The sequence below is a fragment of the Ruegeria sp. CH8 genome (assembly GCF_056536985.1).
The window spans coordinates 20,465-36,503 of sequence record NZ_JBQFQR010000017.1; the positions used below are offsets into that span (position 1 = coordinate 20,465).

16 protein-coding genes are annotated in these 16,039 nt (G+C 58.2%); 4 read left to right on the forward strand and 12 right to left on the reverse strand.

What is annotated here, in order from left to right; translation table 11 throughout:
• The first annotated feature begins 55 nt into the window (after positions 1–55).
• A complete protein-coding gene (locus ACR0ER_RS18360; RefSeq protein WP_475211022.1) occupies positions 56–1,075 on the forward strand; it encodes a ribose-phosphate pyrophosphokinase in 1,020 nt (339 codons plus the stop codon).
• A 60-nt stretch (positions 1,076–1,135) separates the two neighbouring features.
• Complete coding sequence (rpiB, locus tag ACR0ER_RS18365; protein ID WP_480770189.1) at positions 1,136–1,585, forward strand: ribose 5-phosphate isomerase B; 450 nt, start codon at positions 1,136–1,138, stop codon at positions 1,583–1,585.
• A gap of 125 nt (positions 1,586–1,710) precedes the next feature.
• On the opposite strand, the gene ACR0ER_RS18370 is transcribed toward rpiB, so the two are convergent.
• From ACR0ER_RS18370 to ACR0ER_RS18405, 8 genes are all read right to left on the reverse strand, one after another.
• The gene (locus tag ACR0ER_RS18370) at positions 1,711–1,914 is read right to left on the reverse strand and encodes a hypothetical protein (RefSeq protein WP_480770190.1); all 204 of its coding nucleotides are present in this window, start codon (positions 1,912–1,914) and stop codon (positions 1,711–1,713) included.
• Positions 1,915–2,208: 294 nt separating this feature from the next.
• Positions 2,209–2,559 (reverse strand): H-type lectin domain-containing protein, encoded by a 351-nt coding sequence (locus tag ACR0ER_RS18375; RefSeq protein WP_170332043.1) that lies wholly within the window; start codon positions 2,557–2,559, stop codon positions 2,209–2,211.
• Between the two features lie 116 nt (positions 2,560–2,675).
• Positions 2,676–3,086 (reverse strand): F0F1 ATP synthase subunit epsilon, encoded by a 411-nt coding sequence (locus ACR0ER_RS18380; RefSeq protein WP_475211030.1) that lies wholly within the window; start codon positions 3,084–3,086, stop codon positions 2,676–2,678.
• A 12-nt stretch (positions 3,087–3,098) separates the two neighbouring features.
• Positions 3,099–4,523 (reverse strand): F0F1 ATP synthase subunit beta, encoded by a 1,425-nt coding sequence (atpD, locus tag ACR0ER_RS18385; RefSeq protein WP_170332047.1) that lies wholly within the window; start codon positions 4,521–4,523, stop codon positions 3,099–3,101.
• A gap of 18 nt (positions 4,524–4,541) precedes the next feature.
• Positions 4,542–5,420 (reverse strand): F0F1 ATP synthase subunit gamma, encoded by an 879-nt coding sequence (locus ACR0ER_RS18390; protein ID WP_480688900.1) that lies wholly within the window; start codon positions 5,418–5,420, stop codon positions 4,542–4,544.
• A 15-nt stretch (positions 5,421–5,435) separates the two neighbouring features.
• Positions 5,436–6,974, reverse strand: a complete 1,539-nt coding sequence (atpA, locus tag ACR0ER_RS18395) for a F0F1 ATP synthase subunit alpha (RefSeq protein WP_170332051.1) — start codon at positions 6,972–6,974, stop codon at positions 5,436–5,438.
• Positions 6,975–7,535 carry a F0F1 ATP synthase subunit delta gene (locus ACR0ER_RS18400; RefSeq protein ID WP_480770191.1) on the reverse strand — a complete coding sequence of 187 codons (561 nt, stop codon included), beginning with the start codon at positions 7,533–7,535 and terminating at the stop codon, positions 6,975–6,977.
• Positions 7,536–7,837: 302 nt separating this feature from the next.
• Positions 7,838–8,572: a class I SAM-dependent methyltransferase gene (locus tag ACR0ER_RS18405; RefSeq protein ID WP_170332055.1), complete on the reverse strand. Its 735-nt coding sequence runs from the start codon at positions 8,570–8,572 to the stop codon at positions 7,838–7,840.
• 61 nt (positions 8,573–8,633) lie between these two features.
• Between ACR0ER_RS18405 and gloB the strand changes: the two genes are divergently transcribed.
• Positions 8,634–9,401: a hydroxyacylglutathione hydrolase gene (gene gloB, locus ACR0ER_RS18410; RefSeq protein ID WP_480770192.1), complete on the forward strand. Its 768-nt coding sequence runs from the start codon at positions 8,634–8,636 to the stop codon at positions 9,399–9,401.
• A gap of 172 nt (positions 9,402–9,573) precedes the next feature.
• On the forward strand, positions 9,574–11,898 hold the full coding sequence (clpA, locus tag ACR0ER_RS18415; RefSeq protein WP_480770193.1) for an ATP-dependent Clp protease ATP-binding subunit ClpA: 2,325 nt from the start codon (positions 9,574–9,576) through the stop codon (positions 11,896–11,898).
• 97 nt (positions 11,899–11,995) lie between these two features.
• On the opposite strand, the gene ACR0ER_RS18420 is transcribed toward clpA, so the two are convergent.
• The 4 genes from ACR0ER_RS18420 to ACR0ER_RS18435 all read right to left on the reverse strand — a co-directional run bounded on the left by ACR0ER_RS18420 (position 11,996) and on the right by ACR0ER_RS18435 (position 16,017).
• A complete protein-coding gene (locus ACR0ER_RS18420; protein WP_480770241.1) occupies positions 11,996–12,595 on the reverse strand; it encodes a histidine phosphatase family protein in 600 nt (199 codons plus the stop codon).
• Between the two features lie 2 nt (positions 12,596–12,597).
• On the reverse strand, positions 12,598–14,235 hold the full coding sequence (locus tag ACR0ER_RS18425; protein ID WP_480770194.1) for a peptidoglycan -binding protein: 1,638 nt from the start codon (positions 14,233–14,235) through the stop codon (positions 12,598–12,600).
• Between the two features lie 3 nt (positions 14,236–14,238).
• Positions 14,239–15,417, reverse strand: coding sequence for a biopolymer transporter ExbB (locus ACR0ER_RS18430; protein ID WP_480770195.1), 1,179 nt, complete (start codon positions 15,415–15,417; stop codon positions 14,239–14,241).
• Between the two features lie 69 nt (positions 15,418–15,486).
• Complete coding sequence (locus tag ACR0ER_RS18435; protein WP_480770196.1) at positions 15,487–16,017, reverse strand: gamma-glutamylcyclotransferase; 531 nt, start codon at positions 16,015–16,017, stop codon at positions 15,487–15,489.
• Positions 16,018–16,039: the final 22 nt, after the last annotated feature.

Sequence of the window (16,039 nt, forward strand, 5' to 3'; positions counted from 1 at the left end):
GTGTCAACATCACGAATCTGTCACATTTGCCATTGCTGCCCGGGGACCTCAGCCGATGCCGACACTCCACGAACCCAAGCTAATCGCTGGGAACGCCAACCTTCCGCTTGCCGAATCCATTGCACGCCGCATGAGCCTGTATCGCGGGGTCGATCAGGGTCTGGTCGATGCACGGGTCGAGCGGTTCAATGACGGTGAAATCTTCGTCGAAGTGTTCGAAAACGTCCGGGGCGAGGATATGTTCATCGTCCAACCGACCTCGAACCCGGCCAATGACAACCTGATGGAGCTGCTGATCATCGCCGACGCGTTGCGCCGTTCATCCGCTCAGCGCATCACTGCCGTCATCCCCTATTTCGGCTATGCTCGTCAGGACCGTCGCACCAAGGCCCGCACGCCAATCAGCGCCAAGCTGGTGGCCAACATGCTGACCGGCGCAGGGATTGAGCGGGTTCTGACCATGGACCTGCATGCAGCCCAGATTCAGGGGTTCTTTGATATTCCGGTGGACAACCTTTACGCCTCGCCGATCTTTGCGCTGGATGTGAAAAACCAGTTCAAGGATAATCTGGACGAGATCATGGTGGTCTCACCAGACGTTGGTGGTGTAGCCCGCGCGCGCGAGTTGGCCAAGCGGATCAACGCCCCCCTGTCGATCGTGGACAAGCGCCGCGAAAAGGCCGGCGAAGTGGCCGAGATGACCGTGATCGGTGACGTCAAAGACAAGATTTGCCTGATCGTGGACGACATGTGCGACACTGCCGGTACATTGTGCAAAGCGGCGCAGGTGCTGCTGGATAACGGCGCGAAAGAGGTGCACTCCTACATCACTCACGGCGTCATGAGCGGCCCTGCGGTCGAGCGTGTGACGAACTCGGTGATGAAGTCGCTGGTGCTGACCGACACGATCCAACCCACCAAAGAGGTCGCAAAAGCGAAGAACATCCGCATCGTGCCGACCGCGCCAATCTTTACCCAAGCAATCCTGAACATCTGGAACGGCACAAGCGTGTCATCTCTGTTCGAGGATAAGACCCTGACCCCGATCTACGAATCCATGTATCACATGGACTGACTGAGACGGGCGGTGCGACAGCCGCCCTTTTTTGTCAATTAAACAAGACAGGACGTTTCCGTGACAGCCTCAAAACGTATTGTTCTTTCCAGCGACCACGCAGCCATTGAACTGCGCCAAGCCGTCGCCAGCCACATCGCAGCCCAAGGCTGGGACGTGGTCGATATGGGACCGACCACCCCGGAAAGCACACATTACCCCAAACATGGTAAAGCCGCAGCACAGGCCGTAGCCTCGGGGGAATGTGAGCTGGGGATCATCCTGTGCGGCACCGGACAGGGCATCATGATGGCGGCCAACAAAGTGCCCGGTATCCGCTGTGGCGTCTGTTCGGACGCGTTCTCAGCCCGAATGATCCGTCAGCACAACAACGCCAACATGCTCTCCATCGGCGCCCGTGTGGTAGGCAAAGGTCAAGCGCTGGACATCGTCGATGCGTTTCTGGGGGCCGAGTTCGAAGGAGGACGTCACGCGACGCGGGTAGACATGATCGAAGGTAACGACGGCTGAGGTTGCTCGCCTCCAGGCTCGCAACAGTAATAGCCAGACCTGAAACAGGTCTGGCTTTTCAGTTTTAGCCACCCAGTTCTATTAGACTCTGTTATCCCTGAACCACCTTGGTAGGCGTCTAAAGATCAGCGGGATGAGAAACCCAAAGAACCCGAAGGGCTTGGCATCTGCTCAAAGTCATCCTCGGACAGCTCACACCACACAATCTCACGAATACCAGCGTAGCGCGTGCCCGAAACGGCCTGTCTCACAGCCGCTTCGGCTTGCTCAAAACCGTCTGCAGCAAACCCAAAACTGACTTCATCCGCCCCGATTTCAGCGCCTTTCATTTCTCCCAGGTTTGCTCCAGCCAAAGCGTTCTCGATATGCCCCATCGCGGCGTTTTCTGAACTCCTATGCCTGGTCGCTGAATGTGCTGCGATCAGTAAAATCTGGAATGTCAGCTATGCTGTGAATAATCTCATGCACTTGTCGGACATGCCTTGACCCCATTCTTTCAATAGGTTCTGGCAATGAGCCTTAATGAATGAAGCGTTTTTATGGAGCCCTAAGGTGAACGCCATCAAATGGTAAATTTGCAGGCTGCTATAGCAAGGTCATTTCCAAGCAAAGGCCGTCTGCCCTCAGGAAATATCCCAATCATCCTCATGAGGGACCTCTCCGATGGCGGTCCACGCAGCCCGTATCCGGGCGATGCGGGTGTCGGACCAGGTCCGGAACACAGCAGTAAAGCCCTCCGGTGAAATATCCTCGGCCGTCACTTCGGCACGCAGCGCCGAGGACGTGTCCACATCCCAGAGCGACACGCCAATCTGAACCACCGGCACAGATCGGAATGACTGGTTGAAAATGATCGGTTTTCGCCTTTCGCGCGGGCCTTCGCCCGTCCACATCTCGCCGCCATCGGCAAATTCGGAAAACAACACTGCTTCGCCTTGGTCGATACCAATTGGGTGGGTTCGAAAAGTCTTCATTTCATCGTCTTTGTCATTGAATTCCCAGACCTTATCTCGGGGCTTCGGCAAAATCACGACAAAAAAACGGCCCTGTGGGAACAGGGCCGCTTTCGACATTCTGAATGCAGTGAACCTTACAGGCTCATATGCGTTCCAAGGGCTTCCATATCGGCCAGCAGCTTGGCGGCGTCGTCGACGATACTCTGATCGTCTCCGTTCTTTGCCACTTCGTGCGAGGCACGAGCCTCGGCGATCAGGTCGTCCAAATGCGACCGGGTCACCTCGGTCACCGGAATGGCTTTTTCGGCCAAAACCGACAGACCGTCGCCGTTGATCTGAGCAAACCCGCCGGTGACCAGATATTCGCTGGACCCTTCGGGTGAGTCGACCTTCAGGATGCCCGGGCGCAGCGTGGTGATGGTGGGGGCATGATCGGGCATTGCCGTCATATCCCCGTCCGCGCCGGGAATCTGGACCGCCGTCGCCGCAAGCGAAGCTAGGCTCCGCTCGGGGCTGACGAGGTCGAATTGCATCGTGTTTGCCATCAGGGATACTCCTTAGGCGGCTTCTGCGGCCATCTTTTCCGCTTTGGCGATCACTTCTTCGATGCCGCCAACCATCAGGAAGGCCGCTTCGGGAAGGTGATCGTATTCGCCGGCCACAACGGCCTTGAACGACGAGATGGTGACATCCAGAGGAACCTGAACACCCGGCGAACCGGTGAAGACCTGAGCCACGTCGAACGGCTGCGACATGAAGCGTTCGATCTTACGGGCACGGGCCACGGTCAGTTTGTCCTCTTCCGACAGTTCGTCCATACCAAGGATGGCGATGATGTCTTGCAGCGACTTGTAGCGCTGGAGGATCTGCTGAACGTCGGTCGCAACTTTGTAGTGCTCTTCACCAACGATGGCCGGGTCGAGCAGACGCGAGGTCGAGTCGAGCGGGTCAACCGCCGGGTAGATACCCTTTTCCGAGATCGCACGGTTAAGAACGGTGGTCGCGTCCAGGTGAGCAAACGAGGTTGCCGGCGCAGGGTCGGTAAGGTCGTCCGCAGGCACGTAGATCGCCTGAACCGAGGTGATCGAGCCCGACTTGGTCGAGGTGATGCGTTCTTGCAGGGCGCCCATGTCGGTCGCCAGTGTTGGCTGATAGCCCACCGCCGAAGGAATACGACCCAGCAGAGCCGAAACCTCGGAACCCGCCTGCGTGAAGCGGAAGATGTTGTCGACGAAGAACAGAACGTCGGTACCGGACTGGTCGCGGAACTGCTCGGCCAGGGTCAGACCGGTCAGAGCAACACGTGCACGTGCTCCCGGAGGTTCGTTCATCTGACCGTAAACCAGAGCCACCTGCGATTCCGACAGGTTGTCCGGTTTAATAACGTTCGATTCGATCATCTCGTGGTACAGGTCGTTCCCTTCACGGGTCCGTTCACCAACACCCGCGAACACCGAGAAGCCCGAGTGCACTTTTGCGATGTTGTTGATCAGTTCCATGATCAGAACGGTTTTACCCACGCCGGCGCCGCCGAACAGGCCGATCTTACCGCCTTTAGCGTAGGGGGCCAGCAGGTCAACAACCTTGATGCCGGTGACCAGGATTTCCGACTCGGTCGACTGTTCGTCGAACTCGGGTGCGGGCTGGTGGATCGCGCGGGCTTCAGTTGCCTCAACCGGGCCTTTTTCGTCGATCGGCTCGCCGACAACGTTCAGGATGCGGCCCAGAGTTGCGTTGCCAACTGGAACCGAGATCGGGGCGCCGGTGTCGGTAACCGCTTCGCCACGGACAAGACCTTCGGTCGCGTCCATCGCGATGGTGCGGACAGTGTTCTCACCCAGGTGCTGAGCAACTTCCAACACCAGGCGCTTGCCGTTGTTGGTGGTTTCCAGCGCGTTCAGAATTTCAGGCAGCTGATCTTCGAAGTGCACGTCGACGACGGCCCCGATGATCTGTGTGACTTTGCCTTTTGCATTCGCCATGTTTCGTCTCCGGTTTTCTTACAGCGCTTCGGCGCCGGAAATAATTTCAATCAGCTCGTTGGTGATCACGGCCTGACGCGAGCGGTTGAACTGGATCGTCAGCTTGTCGATCATCTCACCCGCGTTGCGTGTCGCGTTGTCCATCGCGGACATCCGTGCACCCTGTTCAGACGCTCCGTTTTCGAGCAAAGCCGAGAAGATCGCGGTCGCAACCCCCTTGGGCAGCAGGTCGGCCAGAATGGCCTCTTCGCTGGGCTCGTAGTCGAACACGGCACCGCTGTCGTCACCCGTCGCTTCGTCTTCGAACGAGGCGGGAATGATCTGCTGTGCCGTCGGGATCTGGGTCACAACGTTGACGAACTTCGAGTAGAAGATCGTGGCAACGTCGAACTCGCCCCCGTCAAAGCGGGACAGGATGTCCTTCGCGATGTCCTGCGCGTTGGTGTAGCCAATGCGTTTGACTTCGCTCAGGTCGACATGTCCGACGAACATGTCGCCAAAATCACGCTTCAGAGCGTCGCGGCCTTTCTTGCCAACGGTCAAAACCTTGACCGTCTTGCCTTTCAGGCGCAGCTCTTCCGCTTTGACACGGGCCAGCTTGGCGATGTTCGAGTTGAAGCCGCCGCAGAGGCCGCGTTCAGCTGTCATCACAACCAGCAGATGGACATCATCACTGCCCGTACCACGGAGCAGCTTGGGGGCGCTGTCGCTACCCCCGACCGAAGCCGCCAGCCCCGCCATCACGGCATTGAACCGCTCGGCATAGGGACGCGAGGCTTCGGCAGATTCCTGGGCGCGGCGCAGTTTTGCTGCCGCGACCATCTGCATGGCCTTGGTGATCTTGCGGGTCGATTTGACCGACTCGATCCTGTTTTTAAGGTCCTTAAGATTTGGCATATGCCCGCCTCTCCCTTAAGCGAAGGTTGCGGCGTATTCGTCCAGCGCAGCCTTGATCTTGTCGGAAGCGTCACCCTTGATCTTGGGATCTTCGTCCGTGATCCACTGAAGCAGATCCGCGTGTTTGCCACGCAGGTGCGCCAGCAGGCCAGCTTCGTAACGGCCAACATCGGACACATCGATCTTGTCGAGGTAACCGTTTGTACCCGCGAAGATGACGCAGACGATTTCCGCGTTGGTCAGCGGCGAGTACTGCGGCTGTTTCATCAGCTCGGTCAGACGCGCACCACGGTTCAGCAGCTGCTGGGTCGCGGCGTCAAGGTCGGAACCGAACTGCGCAAACGCAGCCATTTCGCGGTACTGAGCCAGTTCCAGCTTAACCGGACCGGCAACCGACTTCATCGAGTTGGTCTGAGCCGAGGAGCCCACACGCGAAACCGACAGACCGGTGTTCACGGCGGGACGGATGCCCTGGTAGAACAGTTCGGTTTCCAGGAAGATCTGACCGTCGGTAATTGAGATCACGTTGGTCGGAATAAACGCCGAAACGTCACCACCCTGAGTTTCGATAACCGGCAGAGCGGTCAGCGAGCCCGCACCGAAGTCTTCGTTCAGCTTCGCCGAACGTTCCAGCAGGCGGGAGTGGAGGTAGAAAACGTCACCCGGATACGCTTCACGTCCGGGCGGGCGGCGCAGCAGCAGGGACATCTGACGATAGGACACGGCCTGTTTCGACAGGTCATCATAGATGATCAGTGCGTGGCGGCCGTTGTCACGGAAGTATTCGGCCATCGCGGTGGCGGCGTAAGGCGCCAGGAACTGCATCGGCGCCGGGTCGGACGCGGTTGCGGCCACAACGATCGAATAATCAATCGCACCGGACTCTTCCAGTTTCTTCACCAGCTGCGCAACGGTCGAACGCTTTTGACCGATCGCAACGTAAACGCAGTACAGTTTCTTCGACTCGTCGTCGCCGGCTGCATCGTTATAGGTTTTCTGGTTCAGGATCGCGTCCAGAGCAACGGCGGTTTTACCGGTCTGACGGTCACCAATGATCAGTTCCCGCTGGCCACGGCCGATCGGGATCATCGCGTCAACCGATTTCAGACCGGTTGCCATCGGCTCGTGAACCGATTTACGGGGGATGATGCCGGGGGCTTTAACGTCTGCAACGCCACGCTTGGTCGCGTTGATCGGGCCTTTGCCGTCCAGCGGGTTGCCCAGACCGTCAACAACGCGGCCCAGCAGTTCGTCACCGATCGGAACGTCCACGATCGAGTTGGTGCGCTTGACAGTGTCACCTTCTTTGATGTCACGGTCGGAACCGAAGATAACGACACCGACGTTGTCGCTTTCCAGGTTCAGGGCCATGCCCATGATGCCGCCGGGGAATTCGACCATCTCACCGGCTTGCACATTGTCCAGGCCGTATACACGGGCAATCCCGTCACCGACGCTCAGCACGCGGCCGATCTCGGCCACTTCCGCTTCCTGACCAAAATTCTTGATCTGGTCCTTCAGGATTGCAGAAATCTCTGCAGCTTGGATTCCCATTTATCCGACCTCTTTCATTGCATTCTGTAGGGAGTTGAGCTTCGAACGGATCGAGCTATCGATCATCTTCGAGCCCACTTTAACAACAAGACCGCCGATGAGGCTTTCATCCACGGTCGCATTGATAGTCACGGTCTTGCCCACGCGCTCGGACAGCGTCTTGGACAATTTTTCCAGTTGTGTCTTGGTCAGCGTCTTGGCCGAGGCGACATCTGCGGTCACTTCACCACGCTCTTCTGCCAGCATGTCGCGCAGAACCTGCACCAACTGCGGCACGACGAACAAGCGGCGTTTCTGCGCCATCAGACCCAGCGTGTTGCGCAGGATCGCGTGCAGGCCCATCTTGTCGGCAACTGCGGTGATTGCGCCTTCCTGTTCGGCACGCGAAACCAGCGGGGATGCGATCAGGTCGCGCAGCTCGGCGCTTTCGCCCAGAGCTGTTGCCAAATCGTTGATGCCGGATTCCAGACCTGCAAGGTCATTGTTCTCTTTTGCAATCTCAAAGATTGCTGTGGCATAGCGCTCGGCGATGCCTGTGGAAATCGAAGCTGGTTCGGACACGTCCACCCTTCCGATATTTGAGGCCCCGATTTTGAGTAGCGGCCGCTACTTTGGGGCGTGAGGAAACCCCGTCCTTTTAGGGCGGGGATCAAAATCACCGGGGATGTAGCAGAGCAGAACCAACCAAGCAATATACTATAGCGGTAACGGAATTATCCACAAAGCGTTACTTTTCAGATACTTACGCCAAGTGCGACGGTTTGGACACCTAAGGTCAGTTGAAAAATGTTACGAATATGCAGGTTTTTGCGATTCCTGTGACTTTTTTCCCGCGTTTTTCCGCCCTCATGGCGGCTCTGCGGTCACGCGGGCTTAAGCAACCCGTCCAGCGCTTTGATGGGGCGCCGCTCGGCATCTTTTGTGACGCTACCGCTGGGAGGTCGGATGTGTTTGGTCACTTCAACCATTAAAACCCCACCCGCCATGACAGTCGGCAAGCGTTGCCCGGTTTTCTCGATCAGACTTCCGGACTTCAGCCAGAACCGGCGAAACGACGGCGGCATATACAAGGCCGAGCAATGACGTTCGTGGATGAAGTGGTGCTCTTTCAACTGACTCTCCAGTTGCGACGCTGAGTAAGGGCGCCCGAACCCGAACGGCGTGCGGTCCGTGCGCGACCACAACCCGGCCCGGTTCGGCACGACAAACAACGCACGTCCTCCCGGCCCCAGAACGCGCCAACATTCGTCCAGCAATTCACTGGGGCGGCTCGAGGTCTCAAGCCCGTGCATCACCACCAGCTTATCCACGTGGCCAGTTTCGACGGGCCACAGCGTTTCTTCGGTCAGCACCGATACGTTGGGCATTCCTGCAGGCCACGGCATCACACCTTGCGGACCTGGCATCAGGCCGATCACCCGACGGGCGTCGGTCAGATAAGGGCGCAACAGGGGCACCGAGAACCCGAATCCCACCACCGTTTGCCCTTTGGCTTCGGGCCATATCTCGGTCAGCCGACCCCGAATAGCCGCCTGCGCCGCCCGACCCAATGTACTGCGGTAATAAAAATTCCTCAGATCCTGCACATCAAGATGCATTGCGGACACCCGGTCAATCGGCTTAGCTGAGCACACTCTAGCAACGAAAGGGCAAAAGGCCATGCCTCTTGAGATCGTCACCATCCCATGTCTCAGTGATAACTACGCTTTTCTGGCGCATGACGCCGCCAGTGGCCAGACCGCCCTTGTTGACGCACCCGAATCCGGCCCGATTCTGGCCGAGTTGGAGGCGCGCGGCTGGAGCCTCAGCCATGTACTGCTGACGCACCACCATTTCGATCACGTGGATGGCCTGCCCGCAATTCTGGAAAAACAACCCGCCAAGGTTATTGGCGCTGCTGCCGACGCCCATCGGCTGCCCCCGCTGGATCAGCAAGTTTCGGACGGCGATACGTTCGAAATCGGAGGCGAACCGGTTCAGGTGCTGGACGTCTCCGGCCACACGGTCGGGCATGTTGCTTACTACATGCCGCAAAGCTCTGTGGTGTTCACCGCCGACAGCCTGATGGCCCTTGGCTGTGGCCGCCTGTTCGAAGGAACCGCGTCTCAAATGTGGGCCTCGCTTAGCAAATTGGCCGCCCTGCCCGACGAAACAATCGTCTGCTCCGGGCATGAATACACACAATCCAACGCGAAATTCGCCGTGACCGTCGACCCCGACAACGCCGCGCTGCAGCAACGCATGGCCGATATCGACCGCGCTCGTGCCGAAGGACGACCCACGGTGCCGTCGACTCTGGCGCTGGAAAAGGCCACAAACCCGTTTCTGCGCGCCACTGATCCGGCGATTCAGGCGCATCTGGGGATGGAAAATGCCGACCCGGCTGAAGTTTTTGCCGAGATTCGGGCTAGAAAAGACCGCTTCTAGTGCCTATTTCGCTCTCTTCACGGCCACGGTCACATGAAATGTGACTGTCAAGAGAAAGAAAACCCTTGAAGCCGGGCCACGATCAACCAAACTCTAATAGTATGAGGACATGGTTGGATGGGGGTCCGGCCGAAGCCCGCCCCCTTTCGACCCAAGACAGAGGAGCACCCGCGTGCCTTCATTCTCGAGCACATTAGAACAAGCCATTCACGCGGCCTTGGCGGCTGCGAATGAGCGGCGACACGAATTCGCAACGCTGGAGCATCTGCTGCTGGCGCTGTTGGAGGAGCCTGACGCCATCCGCGTCATGAAGGCCTGCAGCGTCGATCTGGATGAACTGCGTAGCACTCTGGTGGAATTCATCGACGAAGACCTCTCCAATCTGGTCACTGACATTGACGGATCCGAAGCTGTACCCACGGCGGCCTTCCAGCGCGTAATCCAGCGCGCCGCGATTCACGTTCAAAGCTCGGGCCGGAACGAAGTAACCGGCGCCAACGTACTGGTGGCTATCTTCGCCGAACGCGAAAGCAACGCGGCCTATTTCCTGCAGGAACAGGATATGACCCGCTATGACGCGGTGAACTTCATTGCGCATGGCGTGGCCAAAGACCCGGCTTATGGCGAAAACCGCTCGGTTTCGGGTGCGGATCAGGTCGAGGAAGAGGTTCAGTCCACCGCGGGCGAAGGCGAACAAAAGGAAAGCGCGCTTGGGAAATACTGCATTGATCTGAACGCGAAATCGCGGGCAGGCGATGTTGACCCGCTGATCGGCCGCGCCGATGAGGTTGAACGCTGCATTCAGGTTCTCTGCCGCCGCCGCAAGAACAACCCGCTGTTGGTGGGGGATCCGGGCGTTGGCAAAACCGCCATTGCCGAGGGGCTGGCGCACAAGATCGTGGCTGGCGAAGCACCCGATGTGCTGGCCAATACCACCATCTACTCGCTGGATATGGGCGCGCTGCTGGCAGGTACACGCTATCGCGGTGATTTCGAAGAACGGCTCAAGGCGGTCGTCACCGAGTTGGAAGATCACCCTGACGCGGTGCTGTTCATTGACGAGATTCACACCGTGATCGGTGCCGGTGCAACTTCGGGTGGCGCGATGGATGCGTCGAACTTGCTGAAACCAGCCCTCCAGGGCGGTAAGCTGCGCACCATGGGCTCGACCACGTATAAAGAGTTCCGTCAGCACTTTGAAAAAGACCGCGCGCTCAGCCGCCGGTTCCAGAAGATCGATGTGAACGAGCCTTCGGTCGAGGACAGCGTGAAAATCCTGCGCGGTCTGAAACCCTATTTCGAAGAGCATCACGAGATCAAATACACTGCGGACGCGATCAAGACTGCCGTGGAACTCTCGGCGCGCTATATCAATGACCGTAAACTGCCGGACAAGGCCATCGACGTGATTGATGAGGCCGGTGCTGCGCAGCATCTGGTCGCGGAAAGCAAGCGTCGCAAGACCATCGGCGTGAAGGAAATCGAGGCCGTCGTCGCCAAGATCGCCCGCATCCCGCCGAAAAACGTCACCAAGGACGATGCTGAGGTTCTGAAAGACCTTGAGGCTTCGCTGAAACGGGTGGTGTTCGGTCAGGATGACGCCATTGTTGCGCTCTCCAGCGCGATCAAACTGGCGCGTGCCGGTCTGCGCGAGCCTGAGAAGCCGATCGGCAATTACCTGTTCGCCGGTCCGACCGGTGTGGGTAAAACCGAGGTCGCGAAACAGCTGGCAGACACGCTGGGTGTGGAACTGCTGCGCTTTGACATGTCCGAATACATGGAGAAACACGCGGTTTCCCGTCTGATCGGTGCGCCTCCGGGTTACGTTGGGTTCGATCAGGGCGGTCTGCTGACCGACGGCGTTGACCAGCACCCGCATTGCGTGTTGCTGCTGGATGAGATCGAGAAAGCGCACCCAGACGTGTTCAATATCCTGTTGCAGGTGATGGACCATGGTGAGCTGACCGATCACAACGGTCGCACGGTAAACTTCCGCAACGTGGTTCTGATCATGACCTCGAACGCGGGTGCGCAGGAACAGGCTAAGGCTGCCATCGGCTTTGCCCGTGACCGTCGCGAAGGCGAAGATACCGCCGCGATCGAGCGTATGTTCACGCCGGAATTCCGCAACCGTCTGGATGCCGTGATCTCCTTTGCACCGCTGCCGAAAGAGGTCATTCTGCAAGTGGTCGAGAAGTTTGTGCTACAGCTTGAGGCGCAATTGCTAGACCGCAACGTGACAATCGACCTAACGCCCAAAGCCGCCGAATGGCTGGCCGACAAGGGCTATGATGACAAGATGGGTGCGCGTCCGTTGGGCCGCGTGATCCAGGAACACATCAAGAAGCCTTTGGCCGAGGAATTGCTGTTCGGCAAGCTGGCCAAGGGCGGTGTGGTGCAAGTCTCAGTCAAGAAGGGTGAGTTGAATCTGGAAATCTTCGGCCCTGATCAGCCGCGCATTCCAGGTGACAAACCTCCGCTACTGACAGCAGACTAAAGCTCACACTTTCGACAACACAAAAGCCCGCCACTAATCCGGCGGGCTTTTCTTTTTTTTGGAGAACCAGACTGCCAAACACCGAAGTCGCATCGAATTAAGAGGCGGCCAGTTCCTCGATACTTCGCCAACCATGAAGTGGTTTCATATCGTCGGTACTGAATTGAAACCAGTTGCCACCACCCCCGGGCCCCTGATCATATCTTCGATCTATTGGCAGCTGAGCCAATGCACAAAACAACAAAGTGCCAACCCCGCCGTGTCCGACGAACAAAATGTCCCCCTCACCATGCTCTGACAAACAGGACTTCACTGCCCTGACAATCCGATCCTGCGCAGCTGAGGCTGTCTCCCAACCGCGTACACTTGCGTTTGGATGGGCGAAGAACTGATCTGCGACACCCTCGAACTCTTCTGGTGGCAGGAAACCCGTTGCGCTGCGATCATTCTCATGCATGTCGTGGCGCATTTCGAGTTCCAACCCCAAAGCGGCCGCCAACGGCCGGGCTGTTTCAATCGCCTTGGTTTCTTGACTGCTGATGATCCGGGTCGTTCCACGCAAAACGCCCGGACTATCTGCTAGCCTGGACACGCGTGAGCGCCCGACGTCGTTCAGTGACCAATCAGGTATGTCGACGGCTGGATCAATCTGAACCTGCGGGTGGGTTAGATAGCGAACGATACGGCCAACCAACACGCTCAACGCTCGGTCAGCTTCAATTCGATCCGGCGGTTCTGTGCGCGGGCTTCAGGGGTATCGGCCGGGTTGACGGGTTGGAATTCACCAAAACCGTTGGCCGCCAGACGGTTTGGGGGAATACCCAACGCTTCAACCATATAACGCACCACCGATAACGCCCGACCCTGACTAAGTTCCCAGTTGTCACGGTATCGCCCCGTCCCCGCCAAAGGCACGTTATCTGTGTGACCATCCACCCGGATCACCCAGTTCAGGCCTTCGGGAATCTCGGCCGCCACGCTGCGCAGGATAGCGGCAACTTTGGCGACCTCCCGCTGACCGACCGGAGACAAGATGGCCGAGCCAGTGTCAAACAACACCTCGGACGAGAACACGAAACGGTCTCCCTCGATTCGTACACCTTCCTCGTCGCCCAGCACATCGCGTAAGCGACCAAAGAACTCAGAGCGATAGCGCTGTAGGTCCTTGGCCTGTGCTGCGAGGTCTTCAGCCTCGGCTTCAAGCCGGATACGTTCGGCTTCTTCCAGCAGACGGCGGCGGCGTTCTTCCGAGGCCGCGCGCGCCAGAGCCGCGTTCAGATCCTGCCCAAGCGATTGAATACGAATATCGGCAGCGGCATTGCGTTCTTCGTAGTCATCGAGCAGCGCCTGCAATCCACCCAATTGCTCGCGAAGCGCCGCCATCTGTTGATTCAACAAGGCAGTTTCACGTTGCGCTTTTTCCGAGATCGCCTGTTCGCTGGACAGCGTATCGCGCGCTACGGCTAACAGGGCCGCGCGTTCCTCGGCCAATGTTCGTTGTTCCTGCGCCTCAGTCTCTGCATCGGTTTGTGCGACAAGGGCTGCTTCCAGTCTGGCCCGCAGATCCTCGGCGTTCAATTCGCCAAACTGCCGTTCCAGTTCGGCCTTTGCGGCTTGGGCTGCTCCCAGCAGGGTCAACGTGTCTTCTGCTTCTTTACGCTGCGCCTCCAACGCCAGGGTCATGGCCGTCAACTCGGCATCTGCATTCTGCAGGCGGTTACGCAAGTTTTCAGCGGCGGCGGCTTCGGCCAACTTGGCGGCCTCTTCGGTGGTAAGCTGTTCTTCAAGCTCCGAAATACGACTTGTCTGTACTGCATCACTTTGCTCCAGATCAGCCACCAAAGCCTCAAGCGCTTCGCGTTGCGCGGCGGCCAGACGGGCAGCCTCGGTTTGTTCGTCGATCTCGGCCCGGCTTTGTGCCAACGCCAAATTCAACGCCTCACGCTCGTCTTGCAATTCGGCGATTTCACCCTGTGACTGCTCCTGTTCCAGCAACAGAGCCGCGACCTGATCTTCAAAATCCGTCAGACTTATCTGCGCCTGGACCAGCTCACTTTCAACCTGAGAAAGCGTTGAGTTCAACACCCCCAGCCGCGCCTGCAACCGGCTGTTTTCGCGTTCCTCAAGACCCAGCGCCCCGGCCAGTGCCTCGATCTCGTCCGACAGAGCGGTCAATTCATCCTCTTGCCCGGAAATGGTTTCGCGCAGCACGAACTGCACCACCATGAAGATGGTCAGCACAAAAGTCAGCACCATCAGCAGCCCGGTGATCGCGTCCACGAAACCGGGCCAGACCGAGCCCTGAAAACGCTGACCAGTGCGGCGAGAGAGAGCCATAGGTTACTCCCCTTCCGGAGCGGAGCGAACGGCGCCTCGGGGCAGTGTCAGGGCTTTGACCAACAGTTCGATATCCTTACGAAGTTCGCTCATGCTTTCCTGGCGACCAGCTGAAATCTCTTCGAGAATACGCAGCAGTTGGACGTCCATCGAACGCAAGCGCATCCGGCTTTCCGCATCGATCCCCTCACCTGCGCCCTGCTCACGCATATGATCCAACAATGCGTCCTGTCCCAGCGCCACCCGTTCCAGCGCAGCGGTCACGCCATCGTTATCGGATTGACGCTGGTTCATCTCGCCAATGGAGTCCGCCAACTGACCCAATCTTGACGACACGGCCGCACGGTCCGCCTCCTGCGCGGCAAACAGATCCTGCAGGGCGTTCATTTGCTCGGACATTGCGTCCAGAACCGGGGTCAGAACGGCCAGTTCAGCCCCGCCCTCGTCACTTCCAGCAAAGCCAACGCGGGTGATCGAGGACAGCCATTCCTCAAGCTCGCGGTAGAACCGGTTCTGTCCGTGGCCCGCAAACAGTTCCAGCAGGCCAACGATCAGCGACCCGGCCAGACCCAGCAGTGACGATCCAAAGGCCACGCCCATACCCTGCAGTTGAGATTCCAGCCCGACCATCAGTCGGTTGAATACGGCCAGTCCCTCTTCGCCCTCTTGCGGATTGAGGCTTCGGATGGTGTCGACGATGGCCGGTACGGTGGTAGCCAGACCGAAAAAAGTACCCAAAAGACCAAGGTAAATCAGAACGTTGGTGATATATCGGGTGATCTCGCGCTCTTCCTCGACCCGCTCGGCCACCGAATCCAGAATAGAACGTGTCGAGGTGGAGCTGATCTGCGACCGCGCGCCCCTTTCGCGCAACAGGGAGGCCAGCGGTGCCAGCAACTGCGGTGTCCGCGCGTCTTCACCGACGACACCGCCAACAAAAGCCTCGATCCAGCGAACCGACCCAATCAGCTGTGTCACCTGATAGAAACAGGCAAACACGCCGATAACGAAGACCAGTATGATGAAACCATTCAGGTAAGGGTTGGCCAACACCACGGGCATAACGTAGGGCAGCGCCATGAAGACCCCAAACCCGGCCAAGGCGATCGCGACCAGCATCGTGACGATCTGACGAATGGGTTGCGAGAAATGCGGTCTCGCGCCCGGATGTGCCTGCGCCATGCGCGTAGTTCCTGAATTTTGCCTGCTCTGTGCAAAACCTAACGAAAACCCGCGCGTGACGCCAAGGGTTTATGCAGTGATGGATCGGACCCGTTGCGCCAACCACTCAAGATCGGGGTCGCGCAGGTCGATCTCGGCCAGATGCTCTGCAGTATTATAGAGGTATTCGGTGTTTGGGCCGCGTCCGCCAACCGCATGAGCGATGATCTGGGCCTGTTCTTCCAATGGCATACCACCGCAATATTGCACATGGTCGGCGTCGATCACGTAAGTCACGGCATTGACCACTTCGCCGTTGTCCAAATTCACATCCAGCATTTTCTCGACATAGGCTGATGAGATCAGCTCGCGTTCGCGCAGTTCGTGGAGAGTACGCTCTTCATGGCCAGCTTCGACCGCCAGGGCCAGGCCCTTGCAATGAGCATCGACCTGTTCGTCCAGAGCCAGAACAAGACCGGGATGATCCTCGGTGCCGCGGTGGTGGATCGAGCTCATGCAAAAAGATCGGGCATATCCATGCAGCGTGGCGTGTTCGCTGCGGGCCACCGGAAAGCCCGGGTTCCACAGCAGCGATCCATATCCGAATACCCACATCGTCATAGCACTGGTCCTTGCCCGTTTG

Excerpts from the sequence above, each read along its gene's own strand:
- atpD (WP_170332047.1), bottom strand. The coding sequence starts at position 4,523 with ATGGCGAATGCAAAAGGCAAAGTCACACAGATCATCGGGGCCGTCGTC.
- ACR0ER_RS18390 (WP_480688900.1), bottom strand. The coding sequence starts at position 5,420 with ATGCCAAATCTTAAGGACCTTAAAAACAGGATCGAGTCGGTCAAATCG.
- ACR0ER_RS18380 (WP_475211030.1), bottom strand. The coding sequence starts at position 3,086 with ATGGCAAACACGATGCAATTCGACCTCGTCAGCCCCGAGCGGAGCCTA.
- ACR0ER_RS18360 (WP_475211022.1), top strand. The coding sequence starts at position 56 with ATGCCGACACTCCACGAACCCAAGCTAATCGCTGGGAACGCCAACCTT.
- atpA (WP_170332051.1), bottom strand. The coding sequence starts at position 6,974 with ATGGGAATCCAAGCTGCAGAGATTTCTGCAATCCTGAAGGACCAGATC.
- ACR0ER_RS18405 (WP_170332055.1), bottom strand. The coding sequence starts at position 8,572 with ATGCATCTTGATGTGCAGGATCTGAGGAATTTTTATTACCGCAGTACA.
- ACR0ER_RS18375 (WP_170332043.1), bottom strand. The coding sequence starts at position 2,559 with ATGAAGACTTTTCGAACCCACCCAATTGGTATCGACCAAGGCGAAGCA.
- ACR0ER_RS18435 (WP_480770196.1), bottom strand. The coding sequence starts at position 16,017 with ATGACGATGTGGGTATTCGGATATGGATCGCTGCTGTGGAACCCGGGC.
- ACR0ER_RS18370 (WP_480770190.1), bottom strand. The coding sequence starts at position 1,914 with ATGAAAGGCGCTGAAATCGGGGCGGATGAAGTCAGTTTTGGGTTTGCT.
- gloB (WP_480770192.1), top strand. The coding sequence starts at position 8,634 with ATGCCTCTTGAGATCGTCACCATCCCATGTCTCAGTGATAACTACGCT.
- ACR0ER_RS18430 (WP_480770195.1), bottom strand. The coding sequence starts at position 15,417 with ATGGCGCAGGCACATCCGGGCGCGAGACCGCATTTCTCGCAACCCATT.
- ACR0ER_RS18425 (WP_480770194.1), bottom strand. The coding sequence starts at position 14,235 with ATGGCTCTCTCTCGCCGCACTGGTCAGCGTTTTCAGGGCTCGGTCTGG.